This is a genomic window from Haloarcula limicola (genome assembly GCF_010119205.1).
Classification (GTDB): domain Archaea; phylum Halobacteriota; class Halobacteria; order Halobacteriales; family Haloarculaceae; genus Haloarcula; species Haloarcula limicola.
Window position 1 is genome coordinate 1 of record NZ_WRXM01000006.1, and the last position, 19,715, is coordinate 19,715.

General features: G+C 56.6%; 17 protein-coding genes and 1 pseudogene. 10 read left to right on the plus strand and 8 right to left on the minus strand.

What is annotated here, in order from left to right; translation table 11 throughout:
- Positions 1-82: 82 nt before the first annotated feature.
- From GO488_RS19135 to GO488_RS19145, 3 genes are read right to left on the minus strand one after another with little or no spacing between them, the layout of a single operon-like run.
- Entirely contained in the window at positions 83-841 is a 759-nt protein-coding gene (locus tag GO488_RS19135) for an ATP-binding cassette domain-containing protein (protein ID WP_162319457.1), read from the minus strand.
- A complete protein-coding gene (locus GO488_RS19140) occupies positions 838-1,815 on the minus strand; it encodes an ABC transporter permease (RefSeq protein ID WP_162319458.1) in 978 nt (325 codons plus the stop codon). The genes GO488_RS19135 and GO488_RS19140 overlap by 4 nt, the downstream gene beginning before the upstream one ends.
- A gap of 7 nt (positions 1,816-1,822) precedes the next feature.
- On the minus strand, positions 1,823-3,007 hold the full coding sequence (locus tag GO488_RS19145) for a substrate-binding domain-containing protein (RefSeq protein WP_162319459.1): 1,185 nt from the start codon (positions 3,005-3,007) through the stop codon (positions 1,823-1,825).
- Between the two features lie 267 nt (positions 3,008-3,274).
- Between GO488_RS19145 and GO488_RS19150 the strand changes: the two genes are divergently transcribed.
- Complete coding sequence (locus GO488_RS19150; protein ID WP_241692984.1) at positions 3,275-4,237, plus strand: substrate-binding domain-containing protein; 963 nt, start codon at positions 3,275-3,277, stop codon at positions 4,235-4,237.
- A gap of 499 nt (positions 4,238-4,736) precedes the next feature.
- Here the strand turns inward: GO488_RS19150 and GO488_RS19155 are convergent, their stop codons facing one another.
- Together GO488_RS19155 and GO488_RS19160 are read right to left on the minus strand one after the other, a co-directional pair.
- Positions 4,737-5,879, minus strand: coding sequence for an ABC transporter ATP-binding protein (locus GO488_RS19155; RefSeq protein ID WP_162319461.1), 1,143 nt, complete (start codon positions 5,877-5,879; stop codon positions 4,737-4,739).
- 3 nt (positions 5,880-5,882) lie between these two features.
- Positions 5,883-6,707, minus strand: a complete 825-nt coding sequence (locus GO488_RS19160; protein ID WP_162319462.1) for a sugar phosphate isomerase/epimerase family protein — start codon at positions 6,705-6,707, stop codon at positions 5,883-5,885.
- A gap of 96 nt (positions 6,708-6,803) precedes the next feature.
- Between GO488_RS19160 and GO488_RS19165 the strand changes: the two genes are divergently transcribed.
- Genes GO488_RS19165 through GO488_RS19175 form a run of 3 tightly spaced genes read left to right on the plus strand, consistent with a single transcriptional unit; the run spans position 6,804 to position 10,059 of the window.
- Positions 6,804-8,294, plus strand: coding sequence for an ABC transporter substrate-binding protein (locus GO488_RS19165; RefSeq protein WP_162319520.1), 1,491 nt, complete (start codon positions 6,804-6,806; stop codon positions 8,292-8,294).
- A gap of 5 nt (positions 8,295-8,299) precedes the next feature.
- Complete coding sequence (locus tag GO488_RS19170) at positions 8,300-9,205, plus strand: carbohydrate ABC transporter permease (RefSeq protein ID WP_162319463.1); 906 nt, start codon at positions 8,300-8,302, stop codon at positions 9,203-9,205.
- Between the two features lie 2 nt (positions 9,206-9,207).
- Positions 9,208-10,059, plus strand: coding sequence for a carbohydrate ABC transporter permease (locus GO488_RS19175; protein WP_162319464.1), 852 nt, complete (start codon positions 9,208-9,210; stop codon positions 10,057-10,059).
- A 316-nt stretch (positions 10,060-10,375) separates the two neighbouring features.
- On the opposite strand, the gene GO488_RS19180 is transcribed toward GO488_RS19175, so the two are convergent.
- Positions 10,376-11,485 (minus strand): Gfo/Idh/MocA family protein, encoded by a 1,110-nt coding sequence (locus GO488_RS19180; RefSeq protein ID WP_162319465.1) that lies wholly within the window; start codon positions 11,483-11,485, stop codon positions 10,376-10,378.
- 19 nt (positions 11,486-11,504) lie between these two features.
- On the minus strand, positions 11,505-12,473 hold the full coding sequence (locus GO488_RS19185) for a sugar phosphate isomerase/epimerase family protein (protein ID WP_162319466.1): 969 nt from the start codon (positions 12,471-12,473) through the stop codon (positions 11,505-11,507).
- Positions 12,474-12,549: 76 nt separating this feature from the next.
- Here GO488_RS19185 and GO488_RS19190 point away from each other — a divergent pair.
- The 4 genes and pseudogenes from GO488_RS19190 to GO488_RS19205 form a co-directional block, all read left to right on the plus strand.
- Positions 12,550-13,029, plus strand: a pseudogene (locus GO488_RS19190) (IS1595 family transposase); the annotation flags it as partial.
- Positions 13,030-13,201: 172 nt separating this feature from the next.
- Entirely contained in the window at positions 13,202-15,163 is a 1,962-nt protein-coding gene (locus GO488_RS19195; RefSeq protein WP_162319467.1) for an archaea-specific SMC-related protein, read from the plus strand.
- A 55-nt stretch (positions 15,164-15,218) separates the two neighbouring features.
- Entirely contained in the window at positions 15,219-15,383 is a 165-nt protein-coding gene (locus GO488_RS19200; RefSeq protein WP_162319468.1) for a DUF1931 domain-containing protein, read from the plus strand.
- 78 nt (positions 15,384-15,461) lie between these two features.
- Complete coding sequence (locus GO488_RS19205) at positions 15,462-16,022, plus strand: TATA-box-binding protein (RefSeq protein WP_162319469.1); 561 nt, start codon at positions 15,462-15,464, stop codon at positions 16,020-16,022.
- 127 nt (positions 16,023-16,149) lie between these two features.
- Here GO488_RS19205 and GO488_RS19210 read toward each other — a convergent pair whose 3' ends face one another.
- Complete coding sequence (locus tag GO488_RS19210; RefSeq protein ID WP_162319470.1) at positions 16,150-17,256, minus strand: transcriptional regulator FilR1 domain-containing protein; 1,107 nt, start codon at positions 17,254-17,256, stop codon at positions 16,150-16,152.
- A gap of 191 nt (positions 17,257-17,447) precedes the next feature.
- Here GO488_RS19210 and GO488_RS19215 point away from each other — a divergent pair, with 191 nt between their 5' ends.
- Both GO488_RS19215 and GO488_RS19220 read left to right on the plus strand, forming a co-directional pair.
- Positions 17,448-18,791: a cytochrome P450 gene (locus GO488_RS19215; RefSeq protein WP_174242512.1), complete on the plus strand. Its 1,344-nt coding sequence runs from the start codon at positions 17,448-17,450 to the stop codon at positions 18,789-18,791.
- A 455-nt stretch (positions 18,792-19,246) separates the two neighbouring features.
- Positions 19,247-19,555: a pilin gene (locus GO488_RS19220; protein ID WP_241692985.1), complete on the plus strand. Its 309-nt coding sequence runs from the start codon at positions 19,247-19,249 to the stop codon at positions 19,553-19,555.
- Positions 19,556-19,715 lie beyond the last annotated feature (160 nt).

Below are 19,715 nucleotides of genomic sequence, written 5' to 3' on the forward strand. Positions count from 1 at the left end.
CTCCTTTCATAGGTAGTCACCTTGGTGTTTCGTGCACATACTTATAAATTTTTTGACAGTTCTATTACGTGTCTATTAGTTTTCAGTCGGCCGACTGACGGGCGCGTCCCATCATCATCCCGACAAGTTCGTCCTCGGTTACATCGGTCAGATCTTCGACGCCGACGAGCCGACCGGATGCGAGAATTGCAGCTCGGTCAGCCACGTCGAACACCGCCTCTAGATTGTGGCTGATGAAGATTATCGTCACGTCCTGCTCGTTGAGCCGTTTGATGAGATCCAGCACGCGCTGGGTCGCGTCCAGCGAGAGCGCGCTGGTCGGTTCATCGAGGATGACGATGTTTGGGTCCGACTGGAGCGCCCGCGCGATGGCGACGCTCTGTTGCTCTCCACCAGAGAAGTTCTTGACCGCGGCGCTAGGATCCAAGTCCAATTCTAGGCGTGAGAGCAGTTTCGAGGCCTCTTGTTCCATTGCGTCGTCGTCAACGAACCTGAGGAGCTGGCCCAGCGGGCCACCTTCCAGAATTTCGTTACCCAAGAAGATATTTTGAGCGACCGTCCGATTCGGCGCAATAGCGAGGTCCTGATAAACGGTCTCGATACCACGATCCTCGGCGTCATTGTAGTCTCCGATTTCTACTTCCTCGCCGCGGATATGGATGGTTCCACTGGTCTGTTGCAGGACGCCACTGATTATCTTAATCAGAGTTGACTTGCCAGCACCGTTGTCGCCGACCAGCGCGAGAACCTCGTTCTCCTCGATACCGAATGAGACGTCCTCTAGCGCCTGAATCTGCCCGAACTGCTTCGAGATACCATTTAGTTCGATAACACTGCTCATAGGAAGCTTCCCTCCTCATCTCTGTCACGGAGCGCAACGGCTGCGATGATAACAACGCCACGGATGAGCTGCTGCCAGCTAGATCCAAAGCCTAGCAGCGTGAGACCGTTGTCAATGACGCTGATTAGCAACGCGCCGAGTATCGTCCCCGCAATGCTTCCGCGTCCACCGAACAACGAGGTCCCACCGATGATGACGGCGGCAATGACCGCGAGTTCGATTCCTGAGGCCATATCCGCACGGGCTGCACCGAGTCGGCCGATAAACAGCAGGCCAGCGATACCAGCGGCTAGTCCAGCCAGCGCCAGTGTCATAATCTTCACGCGGTCAGTGTTGATACCCGAGTAGCGGGCTGCCTGTTCAGAGTCACCGGTAGCGTAAACATGGCGGCCAAACCGTGTCCGCCAGAGTGCGACACCCGCGACGATTGCCAGCCCCAGCGCCCACAGAATGAGCGTTGGAACTGGGCCGACTGTCCCACCAAACACCGTCTCGAAAGCAGGATTTCGGACAATAATTGGTTCCTGCTGGGAAACGATAAACGCGGCCCCGCGTGCGATGCCTAGCGTACCGATAGTCACGATAAACGACGGAATCCCGAACCGAATGGTCACGAGCCCATTCATAACCCCGAAGCCGAATCCGACTGCTAGCCCGACGACTGCGCCGGCAAACGGGCCGACAGCGTTGATCACCAGCCCGGCCGAAACAGCGCTCAGCGCCATCACGCCGCCAATAGAGACGTCTATCTCCGCGCTGATGATGACATAGGTCATCCCTAGTCCGAGGACGATAACGATAGCCGTCTGTCTGATGATATTCACGAAGTTCCCGACAGAGAAGAAAACAGGACTAGCTACGCCAAAGATGGCACCAAGGAGCACGATGGCGCCGACCAAGAGTCCGAGTTCACCGAACCGTCCCAGTCGCTCGCTGACGACTTGACTGATCTCTGAAGTTGAGGTAGCTGCCATCAGTATGTTACTCGAAGTGTTTTGTGACCTTTTCAGGTGGTTCTTCCTTCAAGATTTTCGGGTACATCTCCAGCAGATTCTGTCGTGCCACCGGCGGCGATGGCAGGCCGATGTACGGTGGGGTTTCCTTCCCAAGGAACGCCTTCGCCATCATGTCGACTTCGGTTAGTCCCTGCGCGTACGGTTGTTGTGATCCTACACCCTTGAGTGGGGACCGTTCGGCCATTAATACGGCGCTTCGGGTCCCCAAGTCACATGATGTGACTGGGATGTCTGCGCTCTGCTGGCGGATAGCTTGGATTGCCTGTGCGCCGGGTGCATCAACCCATGGCGCCCAGAGACCCGCGGCGTCGGGGTTGGCCGTCAGTGCGTCCTGTGCAACTTGTAGGACTTTGCCAGTGTCGGTGAATCCGTACTGCTCCAATTGATAGTTGCCGCTCTCTTCAAGGACCTGCTTTGCTCCCGTTTCCCGTTCATCGACGACATAGAACGGGACATCATACGTGAGGAAGATGATTTTCCCGGAATCGACGAGTTCGGTCATCATTCGGCCGCCGATAGTCCCCATTCCACGGTTGTCAGCCGCTACGAGGCCCGCATAATCCGAGGGATGTTGAAATCCCTCCGGGACATTATCCATGAAGACGAGCTCCTTGCCAGCGTCAAGAACGGCCTGATAGGCGTCAGTCGTCGCCGCTGTGTCAGTTGGAATAGAGAATACACCGTCAACGTTGTCCTTCTCTGCAACCGTCTGTAGGACGTTGCTTTGCTTTTCTGGTGAAAAGTCGGGATAGTGGATACCCGTAATGTTCATCCCCAGTTCACCGGCGCGCTTCTTGATAGCCTCGCGTTGGAGCCTGACCCAGGTATCACCTTTGTAATGGAATACAATCTCAACGTTGAATTCTTGGTTTTTAACTTCCGAAACCTCGGAGTCGGAAAGCGCGACCGATTTCGGCGGACTTGCCTCCGTTCCGTTTGGACCTTGGCCGACTAGCCCTTTGGGATCTATCGCGTCGAGATCGAATAGTGGCCCGTCACTGGCGGTGCTACCACTCGTGCTGCCGCCACCACTATCAGTTGTTCCGTCACCACCATCACTACCATCTCCAGAACAGCCAGCAATCCCGATACCAACACCGGTGGCACCAATACGTTGCAAGAATTTGCGACGATTGTATCTACTTGTCATATTCTCGCCTCAAGAGTCGTGTTTGAGATAACCGTATTTATAATTTTTGTTATTGCAGGTAGTTCGGGTTCCGGTAAGCGAGAATTCTGCACACAAGAACAAGGCGTATCCTTTTGTCGTCTGTCACTCTAGGATCGTCGTTATTCAGTCGTCTACGTAGGTCCATCACGTCCAAAAAATCTATTAGCTGACCGTGACAACCACGAGCCAATGAAAACAGTACTCTCTGGAAACCCAGTCGGTAAAGGACCCAACGGAGCATCCCCGATGTCAGCCGAACAGGTAGCTCTTTCAGGGGATGACATTGAGAGGCTTCGCCGCGGCGACTACACGGTCGCTATTGTCTTTCATTATCTCAAAACAGATTACGTACGACTGCAGCGGGAGGGACTCGAAGAGCGATTCGAGGAACTCGGGATTACTGTTGAAGGTGTCTACGGGGCGGACTTCGATGCGACCAAACAGACCGAGGTTCTCAACACGCTCGCGGAGCGCGACATTGACGCGCTCGTCTCGATCCCAATAGACGAGATTGCGACGGCTGACGCCTACCGAAACGTCGCGGAATCAGGAACGGATATCGTCTTTATAGACAACGTTCCACAGGGGTTCGAACACCCCACAGACTACGCCGGGACCGTCTCGTCGGACAACCGGGGATTAGGCATCTTTGCTGGTCGTTTTCTCCGTGACACTGTCGTCAGGGGGGAGGTCGGCATAATCAAACTGGATGCCCCGTTCTATGTGACTTCGGCGCGAGAAGGTGGGGCACGCGAGATCCTTGAAGCGGCGGAAGACATCGAACTCGTCGCCGAAGCTGGATTCACCGATCCCGACGATGTCTACGAACTTACCGAAGAGATGCTGGTTTCAAATCCCGACATTGAGGGCCTGTTCGTGAGTTGGGGTGATCCACCGGGAATGCAGGCGGCTGCCGCCGTCTCTGACCTCGGGATGGACCACGTCTCTATTACGACGACAGACCTGAGTGTGGAAACGACGAAGAGTATCGCTAGCGACGGGCCAATAATTGCCACTGGCGGTCAGTTCCCATACCAACAAGGGCAGATCGAGGCCAATATGATCGGAAATTCGCTACTGGCGAACAGCACCCCTCCGTTCATCGCCTCAGGTGTCCTCCCGATTCACCGCGGGAACCTCCTCGACCTGTATCCAAAGTACTTCCAGACTGACCCCCCAGAAGAGATTACGGCCTACTTCAACCAGTAACGCTCTGGAATCTGTCTGTCACCGTGTTTCCTCCTAGCGAACGTCGCTGATTTCCCTATATTCGTAACATCGGTACGTTCGTTATCCGACCTCAAGCGGGTTCGGCAGCGTAATAACACATGTACCTACATTATTTCTAACTTCTAAGCACGACAGCGACACTCACTACCCTCCTTCGACTTGTCCCCCAGCTCGGAGCGAATGACACGACAGTGTTCTCTGCGAGGAAACGACTAGCACTGTTCGTCGAGCATAGTTTCACCGTACCAATATGCGATCACGGAGGTATCTATCCGTGTCACCTGTTCCCGCGGCTGTATGGTACCATACAGTTATTCGCTGCTCGCGAACCCCTGCTGTATCAGGTTCTACGGTTCGACTGTTCCTTCTCAGCAGTAGCTACGGCACACATTTCTCGTGTAATCCGTGAGGACGAACTCCGCAAGCGTCGGGAATCTATGTCGTTTCGGAACGAGTTGGCGTAAAAGACCGGTGCGGGTCAGCCTGCGATTCCGCCACCCTGGACCGATCTGTCCTCGGGGACGGTCCGCGTCCGCACCGCCTCACCTGTCTCCGTCTCGAAGAGATGGAGTCGGTCGTCAGGGAACCGCATTACGACAGTTTCTCCAGCGGTGAACACCCGCTCGCCCTCAACTGTCGCGGTGATTTCCGTCGTGCCGACGGTCAGGTAGACGTACGAAAGGTCGCCCATCGGTTCTACGACATCGACTGTCGCCTCGATAGCGTCGGCTTCCTCGGTTGCCCCCTTTTCCAGTATGACGTCTTCGGGCCTGATACCAAGTGTGACTGACTGCATCCCACCGATCGTGTCGGTGAGCGATGGCATAACTGGGAGGGTGAACGAATCGTGTCGGAGTGTCTCGCCGTCCACGGACATGTCGAGGAAGTTCATCGACGGCGATCCGATGAACCCTGCGACAAATCGGTTCGCCGGTGCGTAGTAACACTCTAGCGGTGACCCTATCTGCTGCAGTTCGCCATCGTTGAGGATAGCGATTCGGTCCGCCATCGTCATCGCCTCTGTCTGGTCGTGGGTCACGTAGACTGTCGTCGTCCCCAGTTCCGACTGGAGACTCTGGAGTTCGGTCCGCATCTGCGTCCGGAGCTTCGCGTCCAGGTTTGACAACGGCTCGTCCATGAGGAACACCGCCGGGTCGCGGACGATCGCCCGTCCGAGCGCAACTCGCTGTTGCTGGCCGCCGGAGAGTTCCCCGGGCCGCTTCTCCAGTAGCGGTTCGATGCCCATCAACTCGGCCGCGGACTCGACGCGGTCTTCGATTTCGGAGTCAGTGTACTCGCCGGACATCTTCAGTCCGAACGACATGTTTTCCCGAGCGGTCATGTGGGGGTACAGTGCGTAGTTCTGGAACACCATCGCGATGTTGCGCTCACGAGGATTCTTGTCCGTGACTATGTCGTCGCCGATAGCGATAGTCCCTTCACTCACAGATTCGAGGCCGGCGATACACCGCAGGGTCGTGGATTTCCCACAGCCCGACGGGCCGACGAGGACGAGGAACTCGCCGTCACGTATCTCGATGTCGAGGTCAGAGACAGCGACGATGTCTCCACCGTCGTCATCGTACACCTTCCTCATCCGATCGATAGTAACAGACGCCATGGGTTATTCCAGCATTGCGGAGAGGTTCTCGCGAGTGGTGTATGCCGCTTCGTCGGGGTCGAGATGGCCACCGAATATCTCTGCGGTATAGTGACCATCGTAGCCGATGTCGTCCAACTTGTCGAACATCGCGCGGAAGGAAAGGTCGCCCTCACCCGGCGGGAGTCGGTCGGTGTCAGCAAGGTGCAGGTGGGCGAGGTCCTCGCCCAGTTCCTCGATGTACGCGGCTGGGGACTCCCCCCGGTGAGTGGCGTGTGCGGTGTCCATCATCGCCGCCGCGCTGGGGGAGTCGACCTCTTCCAGCAGTCGCAGCTGCTGTTGGGTCGTCTCGATGAGGTTGACGTCGGCAGCGTTGGCCTCGATAGCGATCGTCTTACCGCTTTTCTCAGCGGCGTCGAGAACGTCCTCGAGAATATTACGCTGATTGGCCCACGCATCTTCGAAGCGTTGCCCCTGTAATCGCCACCCGCCGACCCAGATGACCGTATCGCTATCGAAGGCTTCGGCGACGTCGAGACAGCCCATGTAATGCTCGCGAGCTGCCGCCCGTTCTTCTTCGAGCGGGCTTGCCGGGTTGGGACCGGGCCCACCGCCCAGTGCTGGACAAATGCTCGAAACCGTCAGATCGCTCGCGTCCAATCGTTCCTGAATCGATGCCTGACGGTCGTCATTCATGTACTGTGGCCACGCGTGTGGCGATGCGGCGCCGAACTCGATAGAGTCGAACCCCGCGTCGTCAACGTGGTCGATCGTGTCTTCCAGCGTGTAACTCGGTGTCCATACTGGGAAACTAGCGTACAGCCAAGTGTTGATGCCTAGTCGAACCATCGCACGTATGAGATGCTGACCCATCGTATATAAATATTTTCCAGTAAGGTGGATTGTACCCAAACAATTATATACTAATATTGGTATCGCTTAGGTATGCGTCGCAGTGACAGCCAGCGCACAGTAGAGAGTACAACGAAGACTACCGCCAGCCACCGCCGGACGTTCTTGAAAGGCAGCGCCGCCGGTGCGGCCGCACTCCTCTCGGGGTGTATCGGTTGGGGAGACAATGGGAATGGTAGTGGCGATGGAGGGACGGGGACGGGCGGAACCGTGACCGACGGCAGCGGTGACGAAGACCTCGCGGGGACGACCATCAACATGCTGGAGTACGCCGCCGCGCAGGCGGAGGCGACCCAGCAGGTCCTGCCGCAGTTCGAGGAGGAGACAGGTATCACTGTCAACTTAGAGACGGCGCCCTACGGCGACCTCATCTCTAAACAGTTCACGTCACTCGAAGGCTCCTCCGGGAGCTACGACGTCATCGACGTCGACGTCCCGTACTGGCCCGCATTCGTCAGTAACGACTGGATCCAGCCACTGAACAACCGCCTCGCCCAGAGTGACTTACCACAGTCAGACTTTCTCCAGCGCGTTTGGGACGATACCGTCGTCTGGGGAACCCCTGATGACTACCTGAACCTCGAAGCGGGCAACATCATGGGCATCCCGTATCAGCCCAACGTCCTCACGCTGTACTACCGGAAAGACCTGTACAACGAGGCCGGACTCTCGCCGCCACAGACCCTCGCAGACTACCAGCGGGTCGCACGAGAACTGACTGACCCCGACCAGAACCGCTACGGCATGGCGATGATGGCCAAAGAACACGAATCGCTCCTCGTTGAGTGGAAGAGCATGCTGTATGCCCGCGGCGGTCGGTTTTTCGAGGGCGAGACTATCGAGGACGCACCATTCGGTATCAGTGAGTCGTGGAATCCCGTCTTCGACAACCAGACTGCCATAGATACGCTGAAGTACTACAAAGAACTCGTCGAGGCGGACTACACGCCTGACGGCGTCACAAGCTGGGACTGGACGGACGTCACGCAGAACTTCATCCAGGGACGCCTCGCCACCGGGCAAGCGTTCTCCAGTACGGCCCGCGTCGCAAACGACCCCGAACAGTCAGAAGTTGCAGGTAAGGTCGGCTACGCCCCCTACCCCGGCTCTGACATCTCTGGAACCATGCTTCGACGTCCACACTACGGGACGTGGTCGCTCGCCATCCCAAAGAATTCACAGAAGAAACGCGCCGCGTGGCGGTTCATCGAGTGGCTCTCCAGTACGGACGTGCAGATTGAGCGCGCTCGCTACGGGGCTCAGCCGAGTCGTCAGTCCGCGTACGACCACCTCACCCAGTCGGGCAACGAAGTGTTCCAGACCTCGCCCGCATTCTTCCAAGCATTGTACGAGGGACTCACGGAGTACGGTATCGGCCGACCAAAAATCAAAGGTTACTTCGAGTGGTCCAGCACGATGCAGAAGTGGCTGACCCGTTCGATTACCCAGGGCATGGATCCACAGAAGGCTCTGTCGAACGCCGCCGACGATACCCGCCAGCTCTTGGAAGAACAAGGCTACTGAAACCGATGTCGATAGACACATTCCCGTCGCTCCGCGGGGTCACGTGGCAGTCTGCTGACCGTCGGACTGTATTCAAGTATGGGATGGTCCTCCCGGCATTCCTCTACGCTGTCGCGTGGATCGTCTATCCGATGGTGTTTCTCCTCAGGCTGAGTCTCTCAGAGGGCGTTGGCGGTGCGTTCGTCGGGATAGAGAACTATGTCGATGTGATTCTTAGCCCCTCGTTCCACGACGCTGTCGTCGCAACCCTGCTGTTCGCGGTGCCGTCGGTCGGTCTCGAAATCCTCTTTGGGACCGCACTCGCGATGGCGTACAACTCTGTTAACCGGTTCGAGCGGTCGATCCAGACCGTCCTTCTATTGCCGATGGTGCTGAGTACGTTCGCTGTCGGGCTGATGTTCCGGTGGTTCTTCAGTTCGAACCTCGGTATCATCAACCACTTGTTCGGCACTGTCGGTTTGCCGGAACCGGTGTGGCTCAGTGATCCGCAACTAGCGATGGTCACCGTCATTGTTGCTGATGTCTGGCAGTGGACGCCGTTCGTGTTCGTGCTGGTGTACGCCGGCCTCCAAACAATTCCGGTGAGCCTCATCGAGGCGGCCAAGATAGACGGTGCAACCCGACTCCAGCGGTTTCGGTACATTATCCTTCCACAGCTGTATCCCGTGTTGCTAGTGACTGCGCTCATCCGTCTCATCATGGCGTTCAAGGGAGGTGACAAGATATTCGCGATGACCGGTGGCGGCCCCGGCGGGTCGACGAAGACGCTCACGATGCTCATCTACGAGAACGCTTTTTCATTCCTCAACACTGCGAACGCGGCCGCGATGTCGTTCCTGTTCCTGGTGTTCATCATCCTCGTGAGCAACGTATTCATCGCCGCACTCTCACGAGTTAACGAGGCGAGATAACTATGAGTACGACATCCCCACTCGATACGGACGCACTGCTCGATAGAATCGGAACGCTATTCGTCGCACTCGCGGCGCTCGTGGCGCTGTTCCCCATCTACTGGATACTCACCCGCTCAGTGATGACGACACGTACCTCGTTCCGACTGCCACCCATCTGGATTCCGAAGACGGTCACGCTCGACGCGTATGAGTCCATTCTGATTCAGGGTGCGTACTTCGACTACGTTGTCAACAGTCTCGTCGCGACGCTCATCGCCGTCGTCGTCGGCTTGCTACTGGGAATCCCTGCGACATACGTCATCGTTCGGTACGATTTCGGACTGAATCTCGACCACCATCTGGGATTTTTCTTCCTCTCTATCTTCATGCTCCCGCCTATCGTCGCGACTATTCCGTATTTCAACATCTTCCGCGCCCTCGGATCACTGGACAGCAGTCTCTGGCTCGGTCTCGTGTACGCTGTGTTTACGCTTCCACTCATCGTCTGGTTCACCCGTGGGTTCATCGATGATATCCCCGACAGCCTCGGTGAAGCCGCCGAAGTCGACGGCGCGACTCATCTTCAGACGTTCTATCACATCTATCTCCCGCTCATTAAGCCGGGTGTCGGTGCCGCCGCCATCATCAGCTTCATCCTTACTTGGAACGAGTATTTCTTCGCTCTCGTACTGACCCGGACGGAGGCGAAAACACTCCCCGTCGCCACTACCGAATTTGTCGGCCAGTACAACATCGCGTGGAACGAACTCTCGGCCGGTATTGTCATCACGATCGCACCCGTTGCGGTGTTCCTGCTGGTGACGCAGCGGTACATTATCTCTGGATTGACCAAAGGAGCAGTCAAGGAATGACTGCCTACGACAGTTGATTTGATAGCGTTGGCCGATAACCCGTACGGTATTACCGTTTCTCTAACGTGCTCGTTGGAACGGGCCTTCAATATCACCCTTTGGGGACTTCGAACCAGGTAGCAGTGTCTCCTATTGGAATCCGCTGCAAACAGTGGGGGAAGTGGTGGGGAGTGGTGGTGGTGACGACGGTGGACTGATATCACCGAACCCATGACTGACATGTCGGGGAGACCGTCACCGTGGACACTCATTCCGAGTATCCACTTCTCTCTCGAGAGCCCAACTATTAATAAGTTGCTAATGGCTCCTTTTTCGCCTACGACACGCCGACCCACTCGCGGCCGTCGTCGCTGCGTTCGACGGCGTCAAGGGCTCGCTGAACCGCCAGTCCGTCGGCGAAACTCGGTTCATACGCGCCGCCGTCGGCCACCGCCGAGAGGAACTCGTAGTTCTCGTGGACGAACGTGTGCTCCCAGCCGATGATGTGCCCCGGTGGCCACCAGTGGTCGAGGTAGGGGTCCTCGGGGTCGGTCATCAGGATCGTCTCGTAGCCGCGACCGTCCTCCCGCAGCAGTTCGAGTTCGTTCAGCCGTTCGAGCGAGAACCGCAGGCTTCCCTGCGTCCCCTCGATCTCGATGGTGTGGTTGTTCTTGTTCCCGTTGGCCGTCCGAGTGGCCTCCAGAGTACCCATCACGCCGTTCTCGAAGGCAACCTGCGCGGAGTAGGCGTCGTCCACCGTGACCGGACGCGTCTCGTCTTCTCCCTCGACGGGACGCTCGTTCACGAACGTCCGCAGGTGTCCGCTCAATTCCTCGATATCGCCGACGAGGAACCGCGCGAGGTCGATAGTGTGTGCGCCCAGGTCGCCGAGCGCGCCGCTGCCGGCCATCTCCTCGTCGTTGCGCCACGACCACGGCGCGTCGGGGTCGGTCAGCCAGTCCTGCAGATAGCGCCCGCGGAAGTGCCGAATCTCTCCGAGTTCGTCGTTCTCCAGCAGCCGCTTCGCGTACTGGATCGCCGGGATGAACCGGTAGTTGAAGGCGATGCCCGCGGGCACGTCCGCGTCGGCCGCGGCGTCGGCCATCGATTGCGCGTCGTCGAGGGTCGGTGCCAGCGGCTTCTCGCAGAACACGGGCGTTCCGGCTTCCAGCGCCGCGATGGAGGGGTCGGCGTGGACGTGGTTCGGTCCGAGGTTGTAGAAGACGTCCACCTCTTCGACCACGTCCCGCCAGTCGGTCGCCGTCCGCGAGAAGCCGAGGCTATCCGCCGCCTCGGCGAGCGCTTCCTCGTCGCGGCCGACGATAACCTCGCGGTTGAGTTCGGGCGCGTCGTCGAAGAACATGGGCAACCGCGCGAACGCGTTCGCGTGCGCCTTGCCCATGAAGCGATACCCCAGTACGCCGATGTCGAGTGGTTCGTCAGTCATTGCTGAAATCCTGCAGTCGTTACTCCGCCCAGTACGCGTCGCCCGGCGTCGTTTCGAAGACGGCCCGAGAGAGGACGTCGACGGCCTTCTCCAGTCCCTCGCGGCCGCTGGTCAGGGAGTCCTCGTGTTCGATGGAGAGCGTGCCGTCGTAGCCGACCATTCGAAGCGTCGAGACGACGTCCTTCCAGTGTTCCTCGCCGTGACCGTAGCCGATGGAGCGGAACAGCCACGAGCGGTCGGCCTCCTCGGTGTAGCCCGTCGTATCGAGGACGCCCTTCTCGCGGGCGTTCTCCTCGTATACCTTCGTGTCCTTGGCGTGGAAGTGGTGGATGGCGTCCTCCTCGCCGAGCAGTCGGATGGCGGCGGTCACGTCGATACCCTGCCAGTACAGGTGGGAGGGGTCGAAGTTCGCGCCGATGTACTCGTTGGTGGCCTCGCGGAGTTTCAGCATGCCGTGTGGCTCGTAGACGAGCATGTTCGGGTGCATCTCGATAGCCACGTTCACGCCGTGGTCGGCGGCGTGGTCGGCGACGTCCGACCAGTACTCCGTGGCGACGTCCCACTGGTACTCGTGGGCATCAGCGTGTTCGGTCGGCCACGGCGCAGTGATCCAGTTGGGGACCTCGTCGTTCGGGCCGCCGGCGGGCAGCCCCGAGAAGGTCGTGACCGCGTCGACGCCGAGCTGATCGGCCAGTTCGATGGCCTCCCGCAGTTCCGTGTCGGCCTCGCTGGCCCGGTCGTCATCGGGGTGGAGCGGGTTGTTGTGGGTCGCCAGCGCACTCACCTCCGTCCCGTGTTCGTCGAGCGAGTCTCGGAGTTCGGCTTGCGCATCATTGTCGTCGAGGTACTCATCGCGCGGGAGGTGATCGTCGCCTGGATAACCACCGCAGCCCAACTCTACGGCAGCGACGTCAATCTTGTCCAGATACGACAGAGCATCTGAAAGCGGTTCACTAGCTAACGGGACCGTTAATACGCCTACTTGCATAGCGGATAAAGCTGTGTGTGACGACGTATTAAAACCATTGCTGGCCACTCTGTGGTTGCTGAACTACGACCCCGACGGACCAGTCGAACTTGACGAAGTATACGTCTCGACTGGGGGAAGGCCTCAAGCGCCACCTACCGTCGCGCTCATGTGGCCTATCCACGCGTGAGCGTAGTTCATATAGCGGCGACAAGCCGCCGATTTTCATTATTGTTGACCGGGGCACCGAACAGCGGTATGTGATTCTGGCGAAAGCTGGAGAGGAATTGATGATTCGACGCCTGCTGACGGTCCGCCAGCAGGCGTCGCTCTCCGCCTATACCGACAGACTTCGAGCGTACGAACCGCTCGAAGAGGAGACGCACTTGACCGTAAATACATCGTCCACGGCGAGGGCGTATACGCCGATGACGGGGTACATGTCAACACCTGCGAGAGCCACGCGTCGCTGACGCGACGCTGGCTCTCACCCCATCGTGGCATCTCAAAAGATAAGCTGACACAGTATCTCAGAGCATTCCAACTACGTCGGGAGCAGTATCGAAAACCCACATGAATAGCTCCCAAACACGCTGTTCGACCGACGCTGTAAAATCAACAATGTGCTACACAAGAGCGTTGTTTGATATACGATCAGAATAGATTCAGCTCTTAGTCTATTCAGCGGACAATGACTAACCGGTCGCCGCTGAAATGGATTTTAATAGTTGGAGCTTCTCTTTTGGAACATGAACCAACCTGAACAGGTATCTGAAAGGGCGGAATTTTCGGTCGAAAACATTGGCGGCATCGACAGCACCCAGGTGTCGATTCCGCCCGGCGTAACCGTCTTGACCGGCAAGAATGCGACCAACCGAACATCGTTCCTCCAGTCGATTATGGCTGCGATGGGAAGCGACCAGGCGACACTCAAAGGCGACGCTGAAGACGGGCGTGTTCAGTTGAACCTTCAGGGCAAGACCTACGAACGGACGCTCACTCGAGCAGGTGACTCAGTCGCGTTCGATGGTGATGGCTACCTCGACGATCCTGAGGTAGCCGACCTCTTCGCATTCCTGCTGGAGACTAACGAAGCGCGCCAGTCTGTCGCTCGTGGTGACGACCTTCGGGAAATCATCATGCGCCCCGTCGATATCAAGGATATCAAAAACCGAATCCGCGAACTAGAAGATCAAAAAGACGATATAAACGACGAATTAGCCACTATTGAAGATAGAAAAACGGACATACCTGAACTAGAGCAGCGCCGGCAGCGTATACAGGATCAGATACAAAAGAAAGAAGACGAACTTGAAGATAAGGAAGCAGAGATAGACGAAAGTAACCAAGATGTCGAGTCGAGTCGGGAAGAACAGGAAGAGTTAGAGGAGAAACTTGACGAACTTCGCTCGACGCGCTCGGAGCTCGAATCAACGCGTCGCCAAATCGAGACACAAAATGAGAGTGTCACCTCGCTCAAACAGGAGCAGAGTGACCTCGAAGACGAGCTTGAGGAACTGCCCGAGACGCCGATGGGCGACCACCAGCACCTCGAAACCGAGATCGAACAACTCCGCGAGAAACGCCAGGCACTGAACTCCCAGGTTTCCGACCTTCAGAGTCTTATCCAGTACAACGAGGAACGGTTGGAGGATGAGGACTACGAGGTTCTCGAAACGCTCGACGAAACTAATCAGTCTAAATCGAATGGCTCGCCGACCGACGAACTGCTCGGTAACGGCGATGAGTCGGTCACCTGTTGGACGTGCGGGTCAACGGTCGAACGTGAGCAGATCGAGGACACTGTTGAGCGTCTTCAAGAACGCCGGCAAGACTTAGTAGAGGAACTGAATGACATCAAGTCCGAACTCGAAGACCTGAAGGCCACCCAGCGCGAGGCCAAACAGCAGCAAAACGAGCGTGAGCAAATCGAACGAAAGCTCTCGGACATCGAAGACGAACTTGAGAGCCGCGATGCACAGCTAGACTCGCTCAAATCCCAACGCGAAGAGCTGACCGGCGATGTCGAAACGCTTGAAGCCGACGTCGACGACCTCGAATCAGACGACTTCGAAGAGGTGCTCTCGCTTCACAAAGAAGCTAATCAGCTCGAATTCGAGATTGACAGTCTCGAATCTGATTTGGAGGAAGTCTCTGAGGAGATTGAGGAGATTGAGGACATGCTCGACCGAGCTGACGACCTCCGAGAAGAACGCGACAAGTTACTCGAGCAGCTGACCGACGAACGGACGAAGATCGACCAGATTGAAGCTGATGCTGTTGAGGAGTTCAATGAGCACATGGACGCGATGCTCGAGATTCTGGACTACGAGAACCTTGACCGCATCTGGATCGAGCGTGTCGAACAGACCGTGCGCGAGGGCCGACAGAAAGTGGATAAGACTGTGTTTGACCTCCATATTGTCCGGACCACAGAGAATGGCGCAGCCTACGAAGATACAGTTGAGCATCTCAGCGAGAGTGAGCGTGAGGTCACGGGACTAATCTTCGCGCTCGCGGGCTATCTCGTCCACGATCTGTACGAGACAGTGCCGTTCATGCTCGTGGACTCGCTGGAAGCGATCGACTCGGACCGGATCGCCCAGCTCGTTGAGTACTTCGAAGACTACGCGGAGTATCTCGTTGTCGCCCTGCTGCCGGAAGACGCGCAAGCACTGGACGACGATGTGAACCGAGTTACTGCGATCTGAGCGGCACTCACTAGCTCAAACCCTTATATGGGAGACGCGAATAGGCCCCACTGGAATGTCTCTCATTGTCAAAGCAGCTGTGAAAGATGCGCTGTCGGAGCACAACGTCTCAGCGGATTTCTACGAAGCACTGGATGAAGAAGTCGCGGACCGGGTTGAAGACGCTGCCCAGCGTGCTGAAGCCAACGACCGCAAGACGGTCCAAGCGCGAGACCTCTAAGACACGGCTGAGTAGTTTTTCTCTGACTACTCTGAGTCACGCCCTATTTTAAGAGGGCTGTGGGTGCACAGTGTCAGTATGAGTATCTCAGCGGAGTCAATTCAAGTCGAAAATGTCGTCGCGTCGAGCGACATTGGTCAGGAACTGGCTCTCGAATCACTCGCCATGGACCTCGAAGGGAGTGACTATGATCCAGAGAATTTCCCCGGCTTGGTCTATCGGATGCACGATCCAAAGGCGGCGACGCTGATTTTCCGCTCAGGAAAAGTGGTGTGTACCGGAGCGAAAAGCGTAGACGCTGTCGAGGCTGCCCTCGGACAGGTCTTTGACGAACTCCGGAGCTTGGGAGTTGAAGTCGACGATGCACCAGCGATCGATATCCAGAATATCGTTTCGAGCGCTGATTTGGAGGCGAATCTAAATTTGAATGCGATTGCGATCGGACTCGGTCTCGAACATATCGAGTACGAACCAGAGCAGTTCCCGGGCCTTGTTTATCGACTCGACGACCCAGATGTCGTAGCACTACTGTTCGGCAGCGGGAAACTCGTCATCACAGGTGGCAAGCGATTGAGCGATGTCGAAGACGCGCTCACCGTAATCGGAGATCGGCTCACTGATCTTGGACTACTAGAGTGAGTTTGTGCAAGTAATTATCGGCGCCGTTGACAGCGAATAAATAGAGCTTCTTGGACCCCGCTTGAGAATTCCTACTACTTCCTTTGTCCCATACTGTTCGTGACTCGGAGTTCCATTATCTACTAGTTCAGCTACTCACAACTTCTGGAGCCTGCTCCGCCTTGCGGTGAGCCTGTTCCCAGTATGTGTTGTAGAGTTCAATGCCCCAGTCGACAACTGTCTGGTTGGTACTGATAAGCATCGCAATGTGATCCGCAGCACCGGTTTGATTATAGGCTCCAATGGCGACTTTCCGATCATCGTACACTCCGATGCCGAGCGTTAATTCCTCTTCAAGCCAGCCAATATCGAAATCCGCAAACTCTGAATCGTCGAGAAAGTGCTGGAGTCCCTCTTCATGGAGTTCCCGATAGACGGACTGGTCAACGATTGCCTCCCCTGGAAGTCCCCTCTCAAGCAACTCGTTGTAGGCATCGAATAGCGGTGGATTGTAAATTGACGTCAGCGCCCGAAATTGGCTGAACTGGCGGTCACAGAGGCTCAGTGCAGCCAAGACGACAAGCCCAGGTGAATCTGGACTCGAAACGACGACCTTTGCGTCAGCAAGTGCCTGCACCGGGAGATCCGACCGACATTGGTCGAGTCGCTGCAGCCACGGAGCTTTCTCCACTACTTGCTCAATCGAGAGCGCGAGGTCGTTGTATGCATCTAACACTGTCTGGCCTGCAGGTGTGAGCCGGTGGGTTCCGCCAGTAGTACTGCTCCAGCTCTGCGCTTCACACATGCTGAGCATCCGTTGAACAGTCGAGCGAGAGGGGGCATCTGCTCCAGCCCTAGCGAGTTCATGTGGCCGAGCTGATCCGGCAGCGAGACTGTTTAACACGTCGAGTGCATGCGTAGAGCGGGTGAGACAGGCCAGCTGATCACTGTCGAGTACATCAAGGCACGTTTCAATGGCTTCAAGCGTGATTTTTCCACCAGCAGTGAGTTCATATCCGCACTGCTCAGCAACTGGTTTCGTGAGTCCGCGTTCTGTAAACCGGGCCAGATGGTCCGACGCAGTTTGACGTGTGACCACCCCTTGAGCGTTGATAGCCGATGGTGTCTGTGTTTGTTCCGCAAGTGCGCGGAGGACATCTAGTCGGGCCGAATCAACCAGATTGTTGATGGTCTCACGAATAACTACTTGCTCGTCCGTTAGTGGATTCGTCGCCACACGATCATCGCGTGTCACACTTTCGCACCTATAATCAATTATTATCCCTACCCCTATGAATTTATCGAGAAGTTGACTCTAGAGTTCAAATTTATCTGCCATGTTAGTGGACGGAGTTGCTATCGATTGATAATCTCCTTGTGTAAGTATAGTAACTGTATAGCTACAGGCCGGTAGTATTTACAGGGGACCGGCCGAGAGCGATAGATGTGAGCGGTCAGCTACCACCAGCACCATCCAAACATCCAGTCCTCCAGCACTCACTTCGTTACGCACGTGATCCGTTCGAGTTCGTAGAAGAAGCTACGACAGAGTGTGGAGATCTCTATCGGATGGAGCTGCCGAGCGTTGATGACGTATTCGTGCTCGCCCACCCAGATTATCTTGCTCAGGTTCTTGTCGACGACGTTGAGAAATTTGGGAAAACAGATGATTTTCGCCGAGCGTTCGGAAGTGGATTACTTTCAGTTGAGGGACAGCAATGGCGACAGCAACGCGATATTTTGCAGCCGCTGTTTTTCCGTGACCGAATCACCGGCTACGTCGATGAGATGGTCGCCTGCATCGAACAGCGACTGGCGACATGGGAGGATGGTGAAACCCGAGACGTCGAGGAGGAGATGAGTGCGCTCACACTCGAAATTCTCTTTGCGACATTGTTCGGTCGGGAATTGTCCCCGGGCGAGGATGCAGACATCCGCGAAGCTGCTGATGGACTCAACGAGTGGTTCGCGCCGACCTCGTGGATTCTCCCCCACTGGATGCCAACACCGGCTCGTCGACGCTTCAAGGAGTCCACTAACCGGCTTCAGGAAGAAGTGAGAACGCTATTAGCAGATGGGATGTCGGCTGCCCCGCCACAGCAGTCCGGCGGTTCAGACACCATGGATCTCCTCTCGCGACTCGAACAGACTCGCGACAGCGGAGAGGGAAAGCAGCTGACTACCGAGGAGATCGAGGATCAACTTGTCACGATGGTCTTTGCCGGGCATGAAACTACAGCCACTGCGCTCGCGTTCACGTGGTATCTGCTTGCCACGCATCCGACCATCCGTGATGAGTTCCACAACGAACTCGATACAGTCCTCGATGGTGCTTCGCCTTCTCTCGAGGATATTGAGAAACTGGAAGTGACCGATCGTATCCTCACTGAGGCGCTGCGACTCTATCCCCCGATTCATACGATTCCACGCAAGACGACAACCGATGTCGAGATGAATGGTCATCACCTCCCGGAGGGGCACGAACTCCATCTCTCGCTAATCCATATTCATCGAGACGAGCAGTTCTACGATGATCCGCTCGAATTCCGTCCTAACCGATGGACAGATGGGTTCAGAGAGAGCTTGCCGGACTTTGCGTACGCGCCGTTTGGTGGTGGGCGACGGACCTGTATTGGCCGCGAGTTCGCATTACTCGAAGCGAAGATTGCGCTCGCAATGATCGGACAGCGGTTCCAGCTAGACTGGGAAGCAAATCGAGAGCCCACACTCGAACCACGGATTACGATTCGCACCGAGAATGGGATGCCAATGCGGCTAAACCACCGGTAATACGGTTTCTACTTTTTGTCGTCGCTTGCTGCCTTTTTACTTGTTCACGCCCGGTGACACTGTCACCGTGGGTGAGTATATCCGACAACCCCCGGAAAGGGAGGAGTGTATGAACTCGGAGTTGATTACACCACGATTCCAACGGTAGATTTCAAATATATCTGACACCGTCGTCAGACGAAACAGCCTGTATCTCGGCTGGGTGCGTGTGATGGCGTCCACCCGGTGTCGCTGAACAGGGCCATCTGCAGTATCGCCAGCTAACCAGAGCAATCAGTATCTAGGTTCACATGAGTGCAACATCGAACGCATCGGACGACTCGCCATCCAACCAAACTCGCCGTACGACCATTCGTGAGCGTGCCCAGCAGGGCCTGCTCACTGCAATGAGCAATCCTCGGTTTCGATCACTCCTCCAACTGTCGCTTATTGTCGTCCTCTTTAGCGGATCGGCGATGGCACAGACCAGCATTGGTTCAGTGTACTGTGGGACGCCTGTCGAGAGGGCGATTGGTCTCGTCTTTGGTGCGATAGCAGCACTAGGAATGCCAGCAGCGATGTTCTTCACGGGCCGAAGTGGGCTTTCCTACATGCGGGCGACAGGGAACCCAAACCAGCAGAATCAGGCTCGCCAGGATTTGATTCTCTCGGTGACCGGGCTAGCTATCATATTCTTGGCCTTGATTGCCCCGGAAATCATTTCGAAGCTAGGCAGCGAGCTCGGCTTCTCCTTTTCGAGTTGCGTCAATCCCTTCGGCGGCTAACGACGTCTCCGCACCTCTACATTACTGATGTCACTCATAGGCCGACTCGTCGTAATCGTGCTTGTCGCCAGTAGTCTGGTGACGCCAGCGGTAGCTGTCTCACCTTCGGATAGCACTGCAGCGTCGCCGCAGGTATCCAGTAAGACTAGCACCCAGACAG

Coding starts and splice junctions, on each gene's coding strand:
- GO488_RS19135 (WP_162319457.1), bottom strand. CDS start 841: ATGAGCAGTGTTATCGAACTAAATGGTATCTCGAAGCAGTTCGGGCAG.
- GO488_RS19140 (WP_162319458.1), bottom strand. CDS start 1,815: ATGGCAGCTACCTCAACTTCAGAGATCAGTCAAGTCGTCAGCGAGCGA.
- GO488_RS19145 (WP_162319459.1), bottom strand. CDS start 3,007: ATGACAAGTAGATACAATCGTCGCAAATTCTTGCAACGTATTGGTGCC.
- GO488_RS19150 (WP_241692984.1), top strand. CDS start 3,275: ATGTCAGCCGAACAGGTAGCTCTTTCAGGGGATGACATTGAGAGGCTT.
- GO488_RS19155 (WP_162319461.1), bottom strand. CDS start 5,879: ATGGCGTCTGTTACTATCGATCGGATGAGGAAGGTGTACGATGACGAC.
- GO488_RS19160 (WP_162319462.1), bottom strand. CDS start 6,707: ATGGTTCGACTAGGCATCAACACTTGGCTGTACGCTAGTTTCCCAGTA.
- GO488_RS19165 (WP_162319520.1), top strand. CDS start 6,804: ATGCGTCGCAGTGACAGCCAGCGCACAGTAGAGAGTACAACGAAGACT.
- GO488_RS19170 (WP_162319463.1), top strand. CDS start 8,300: ATGTCGATAGACACATTCCCGTCGCTCCGCGGGGTCACGTGGCAGTCT.
- GO488_RS19175 (WP_162319464.1), top strand. CDS start 9,208: ATGAGTACGACATCCCCACTCGATACGGACGCACTGCTCGATAGAATC.
- GO488_RS19180 (WP_162319465.1), bottom strand. CDS start 11,485: ATGACTGACGAACCACTCGACATCGGCGTACTGGGGTATCGCTTCATG.
- GO488_RS19185 (WP_162319466.1), bottom strand. CDS start 12,473: ATGCAAGTAGGCGTATTAACGGTCCCGTTAGCTAGTGAACCGCTTTCA.
- GO488_RS19195 (WP_162319467.1), top strand. CDS start 13,202: ATGAACCAACCTGAACAGGTATCTGAAAGGGCGGAATTTTCGGTCGAA.
- GO488_RS19200 (WP_162319468.1), top strand. CDS start 15,219: ATGTCTCTCATTGTCAAAGCAGCTGTGAAAGATGCGCTGTCGGAGCAC.
- GO488_RS19205 (WP_162319469.1), top strand. CDS start 15,462: ATGAGTATCTCAGCGGAGTCAATTCAAGTCGAAAATGTCGTCGCGTCG.
- GO488_RS19220 (WP_241692985.1), top strand. CDS start 19,247: ATGGCACAGACCAGCATTGGTTCAGTGTACTGTGGGACGCCTGTCGAG.